Origin of the sequence: Salinivibrio sp. PR919, from assembly GCF_001995355.1 — a bacterium.
Lineage (GTDB): Bacteria > Pseudomonadota > Gammaproteobacteria > Enterobacterales > Vibrionaceae > Salinivibrio > Salinivibrio proteolyticus.
The window spans coordinates 1-5,764 of the sequence record NZ_MUFL01000127.1 but is presented as its reverse complement, the minus strand read 5'-3'; the positions used below and the strand labels follow the sequence as shown (position 1 = coordinate 5,764).

The following is a 5,764-nucleotide window of genomic DNA, read 5'->3' as shown; positions in this document are numbered from 1 at the left end:
CCCAAAGAGTATCCATTATGTTTAATAAGCAACTTTTAGCAATTCTGATCCCGTTAACCCTTACCGGTTGTGGTGGTGGTAGCGACGACGGTGGCGGCCCGCCTCCACCAGCTCCTAAGTATACCTTTGAATTTGCGGCTATTTATGCAAAATCGTCTCCTGATAGTAATTGTGCTGTCTACGGTGAAAAACAAGATGGAAAACAAATTCTCGCAACGAAAGATCGGGTAATAAGTGGCATTAACACGACTGGAACGATTCTCATTCATGATGATCGAGGTAATGTGGTAAATACTTATGATGTCGAAGCGAACAAGCTAACGATCAATCAATCATTGGTTCCAGCAAGGGGTTACGTAACCTTTGTGCTTGCCAAGGGAGCTGAGATTACAGCTGTTTCCTATCAAAAAAGCGCATTAAGTCAGACTTTACTGTTTGGTTACCCTGTCGACAGCGTCAGCAATGATGATCGATGCATAACATCAGGCGCAACCGAGCCAAATGAACGTGAGTATACAAACGTCAGGGTTGATGTTTCGAATGGCTCGAACGCGTACAGCGTTGGTATCACAACACAAGATAAGAAAACGCTGTCGTCAAACTTTGGCGCTAAAACAATTAGTCGATCATTTAGTAGCGCATTAGGCGCAGGATATGCAGAAAAAGCTGCTGGTGATCCTTCTAATTCTGATATCACTGACATCGCAGAGCCTCGTGAAATCACAGATTATAAATTTTTTAATTTGGCTAATGATGCCACAGTGGAGCTTGATAAATTAATCGAGTTCAATAACTGGATAGCCCCAGTGAGTACCAGCGAGTACGACTTAACCGCCGCTGCCCTCTATGTTGGCTATCAGCAAACGCCCTATATTTGGCAAAACTTGCCTCACAGCGCGAGCGACACCATCACCTACCGCTATGATCCAGACAATAGTAATCTAGATTACTTTTTAACCGCAGAAGGAAGCGTGGACGCTTCAGGTGATCAGTGGCAACTATCGACCGCGCAACAATTGTCTGGGACACAACTAGGCAATGGATTAGATAGTACGAGTCTGGTTGGTAATATCACTGTTCCATCACAGACAACTKTKAATATCGATGGAAGCGGCAACTTAACCGCCTACGGTCAAGTACCGGGCGGCCAAGCGGGTATCCAACGGATTGCCTACCAAGCCGTAAATGGCTCAACAACAGTCACACACGTTATCTACGCTGAGGCGACTAATCAGCAAGTTGTACCAGAACTGCCTGGCAACATGATTGCAGGTACGCTCAATCATTATGATATCAGTGTGATGTATACAGAAAGCGATCAAGCCTTAGCTGCGTTGATGGCAGAACATACCAATCCAAGCATTACTGACAGTAGTGACCTCAGTGTGGATCAACTGCCGGTGCTCCTCACCACCTACGAGCGAGAGCAACTGGCACGACAGAAAAAAATCATCGATCACTATCAAATATCGGCGAGTAATCCTTAGGACCTAGAGCCTTTCCTGTCAGATAAGCGCGTTAGGTAATTCCTAGGGCCTAGGCTCCTAGGTCCTAGGATCTAGGCTCCTAGGATCTAGGACTTAGGACCTTTATCTACCGGAGCTAGCACGATATGCTTTTTCCGTATTCTATCATCTAGGACTTAGGACCTTTATCTACCGGAGCTGACACGGTATGCTTTTTCCGTATTCCGTATTCCGTATTCCGTATTCCGTATTCCGTAATCTTTCCCCTAGAGCCCCCACGTGATACCATTTTTTCGGGAATGACTTAAGGAAAATCCAATGAAAATTGCCGTTGCAGGAACAGGTTACGTTGGGTTGTCGAATGCCATGCTACTGGCCCAACACAACCAAGTGGTTGCCCTTGATATCGTAGAAAACAAGGTCAACCTGCTGAATAACAAGCAGTCACCGATTGTAGATGCGGAGATTGAGCGTTTTCTCAAGGACAAATCGCTCGATTTTATAGCGACGTTAGATAAAAAGCAGGCCTATCAAGACGCTGACTTTGTTGTGATCGCAACCCCCACTGATTATGACCCCGACACCAACTACTTTAACACCAGCTCAGTTGAGGCGGTCATTCAGGATGTGATGGCGATTAATCCGAATGCGGTCATGGTCATTAAATCCACTGTTCCGGTCGGCTACACAGCAAGTGTTAAAGCAAAATTTGATTGCGATAATATCCTGTTCTCGCCGGAGTTCTTACGTGAAGGCAAAGCGCTCTACGACAATCTTTATCCTTCACGTATCATTGTCGGTGAAGACTCAGATCGTGCGCGCACCTTTGCCAGCCTGCTACAGCAAGGGGCAATCAAAACAGATATCCCGGTGCTATTTACGCACTCCACCGAGGCAGAAGCGGTCAAACTTTTTTCCAATACCTACCTAGCGATGCGCGTTGCGTATTTTAATGAGTTAGATAGTTATGCCGAGTCTCATGGTTTAGATGCAAAGCAAATCATTGAAGGAGTCGGGCTCGACCCACGCATTGGCGATCACTACAACAACCCCTCGTTTGGTTACGGCGGTTACTGCCTACCAAAAGACACCCGCCAATTGCTGGCTAACTATCAAGATGTGCCTAACAACATTATCCAAGCGATTGTCGATGCGAACACTACTCGCAAAGACTTTATTGCTAATGCGATTATTAAGCGCGAGCCCAAAGTGGTGGGCGTATACCGCTTAGTAATGAAAGCAGGGTCAGATAACTTCCGTGCCTCGGCGATCCAAGGAATCATGAAGCGCATTAAAGCGAAAGGGATTGACGTTATCGTTTATGAACCGGTACTTGAAGAACAAAGCTTCTTTAACTCCGAAGTGGTGACTGATCTGGACAGCTTTAAACAGCGCGCGGATGTGATTGTTGCCAACCGGATGGTCGACGAAATTCGAGACGTAGAAAGCAAAGTCTACACTCGTGATCTGTTTGGCGCGGATTGAGGGAAAAACGCAAAGCAGTTCCTAGGACCTAAGATCCTAGGCCCTAGGAACTTTATCTACCAGAGCTAGCACGATATGCTCTTTCCGTATTCCGTATTCCGTATTCCGTATTCCGTATTCCGTATTCCGTATTCCGTATTCCGTATTCCATAATCTTTCCCTAGGACCTAGGACCTAGGACCTAGGACCTAGGACCCTATGACCCTATGACCCTATGACCCTATGACCCTAGGACCCTAGGATCTTCCTCTCTTTCCGTCTTCTCCCTCGCAAAACTCCCTCAACACCATACAATTTAACCATCGACCTTACGTATCCTCACCATAGGTTCATAATCCGTGGATGATGCTATGTTATTTATCACCAGCCGTATTCCTGAACAGGGACCGACAAGTGAGGCCGGCCGTTGGTTGAGTTTTGATCATCAAAACACCGATATATCGAAATGGGTGTATTTTTGCCAGCGCGCGGGACAGAGTGAATATCAAGAGCTGACCGCAGCGCCGTTTATGGAGAGATTAAAAGCCTTACCCACCCAAACCCAGATCCTCTTTTTACTTCATGGCTATAACAATCACATGGAGCGCCATGTTTTTCCCATGGCCCACATGCTTCAGGATCAGTTTGACAGAATTGCGCCGAACGCCATTATGGTCGTGCCAATAATCTGGCCTTGTGATGACGATGGTCGCCTCGGCATGATTGATGATTACTGGGACGATCAACTGGCGGCCAAGGCATCTGGTCTGGCTTTTAGTCGTTTACTGGCGATGTTTGATGAATGGCGTCGCGCCCCAGAACAACAAGCGAGCCCCTGCAAGCGACGTATGAATATACTGGCGCATTCTATGGGAAACCGAACCTTAATCAGTACCTTTCAGCATTGGCATCAACACGCGGGGCTGGATACCATGCCACAATGGTTCCGACATATTTTTATGGTGGCGGCGGATGTTGATAATCAAGCCCTAGAGCCTCACCAATCGGGCAGAGCGGTGCTGGATGCGGCTAAACAAGTCCACATTTACTATGCTGCAGACGATTTGGCCATGGCGGCTTCCAAAGTGGTCAATATGCGCCATCGCACCATCACTCGGCGTCTAGGGATGACAGGGCCAGAAAACCTTGATGTGTTGCCCGCTCACAAGGTGACGGTGACCGACTGCGATGCCTTTAACGACCAATTCGACCCAAGTTGGGGACACACTTACTTTCTTACCGACGACAATGGCCACCCAAGCCCACTGATAAAACAGATGATGAATAAAATGATAAAAGACTAGAGGCTAGAAGCGAAGCGTCTAGTCTCTTTCCGTATTCCGTATTCCATAATCTTTTCCCAAGGACGTCACTATGCCCAATACTTCCATCGATAACGATATCCTCACTGTCACCCACCATGGCGGCTATCACACGGTGACGGGCTCATGCCATCAGCTAGATATTAAACCGAGTGGTTTACGCTTGTTGATTGATTGCGGCCAATACCAAGGTGACGAAGTGCGAGAGGCGAGAGTGCACCTCAATGGCAAGGGCATCGATGCGCTTATTCTTACCCATGCGCATATTGACCACTGCGGTTTGTTGCCTTGGTTACTGGCGTCGGGTTTTTCTGGGCCCATTTACTGCACAGAAGCGACGGCGGCACTGGTGCCACTGTTGATTGATGATACATTAAAACTGCAATTAAACATGCGCTTTGGCGATCGTCAGCGAATACTAGAACGCATTAACCAGTTGATGGTGCACCTTCCTTACAATACTTGGCACCGGCTAAAACCAAAGCAAAAAAGGCAGTCAGCGACGTATTTGCGCCTTCAACCCGCCGGGCACATTTTGGGCTCGGCGTATGTGGAATTGAAACTGCCTGATGAGTGGCGCGTGGTGTTCTCAGGAGATTTAGGCCCAAGCAATACGCCGCTATTACCCGATCCTAAACCGCCTGCGCGCGCAGACATTCTCTATCTCGAATCCACTTATGGAGATAAAACACATCAATCCGTCGCGACGCGTGCCCAGCGGCTCGAAGCGATTATTCAGCATTCATTGCAAGATGGAGGCGCGATACTGATTCCTGCGTTCAGTGTCGGCCGTACCCAAGAGCTGCTTTTTGATATTGAACAGCTGATTTATCAAAAGCAGCTAGATAATGCGCTTCCTATCATTCTCGACTCACCCATGGCCCAACAAGTGACGCGCCAATATCGCCACTTCAAAAAGCTGTGGAGCAAAGAAGCCAACGCTAAACTGAATCAACACCGCCATCCGTTAGCGTTTGACCAATGCATTACCATTGATGCACACAGTCAACACCAAGCGCTGGTGAATCGTCTCAAACAGACCGGAGAACCCGCCATTGTGGTGGCTGCTTCCGGCATGTGCCAAGGCGGGCGGATCATGAACTATTTGCATGCGTTACTTCCTGACCCACGCACGGACGTTATCCTAGCCGGCTACCAAGCCCAACACACCCCAGGACGTGAGCTTCAACAAGGAAAAAAGCAAGTTTGGATAGATAACGCGGCCATAAGCGTTCAAGCCCAAATCCATACCCTATCGGGCTACTCAGCCCATGCTGACCAAACCGACTTAGTCCACTTTGTAAACGGCATTCAACCTCCCCCCGAGCAAATCCACTTGATTCACGGCGAGCCGAACTGCCAGCAGATACTGCGCGCCAAGTTAAAGCTATAAAGCGGTTCCTCGTCCACGAAGATCTTAGTATCACGTGTTGTTTTTCTACCAAAAGGATTAAAAGAAGGAGGAAACGCCAGTATTTTTTATATTATTCAATTATATATGAAAATTAAGCT

4 protein-coding genes are annotated in these 5,764 nt (G+C 47.7%); all 4 read left to right on the top strand.

The features are described 5' to 3' along the window. Positions 1–1,487 (top strand): hypothetical protein (locus tag BZG83_RS15685; RefSeq protein ID WP_206744374.1); only part of this gene is annotated, 1,487 nt, incomplete at its 5' end. A gap of 297 nt (positions 1,488–1,784) precedes the next feature. Then, the gene (locus tag BZG83_RS15680; protein ID WP_077481942.1) at positions 1,785–2,951 is read left to right on the top strand and encodes a nucleotide sugar dehydrogenase; all 1,167 of its coding nucleotides are present in this window, start codon (positions 1,785–1,787) and stop codon (positions 2,949–2,951) included. Between the two features lie 350 nt (positions 2,952–3,301). Further along, positions 3,302–4,234, top strand: a complete 933-nt coding sequence (locus BZG83_RS15675) for an alpha/beta hydrolase (protein ID WP_077481940.1) — start codon at positions 3,302–3,304, stop codon at positions 4,232–4,234. A gap of 70 nt (positions 4,235–4,304) precedes the next feature. Further along, positions 4,305–5,645: an MBL fold metallo-hydrolase RNA specificity domain-containing protein gene (locus tag BZG83_RS15670; protein ID WP_077481938.1), complete on the top strand. Its 1,341-nt coding sequence runs from the start codon at positions 4,305–4,307 to the stop codon at positions 5,643–5,645. The last annotated feature ends 119 nt before the right edge of the window (positions 5,646–5,764 follow it).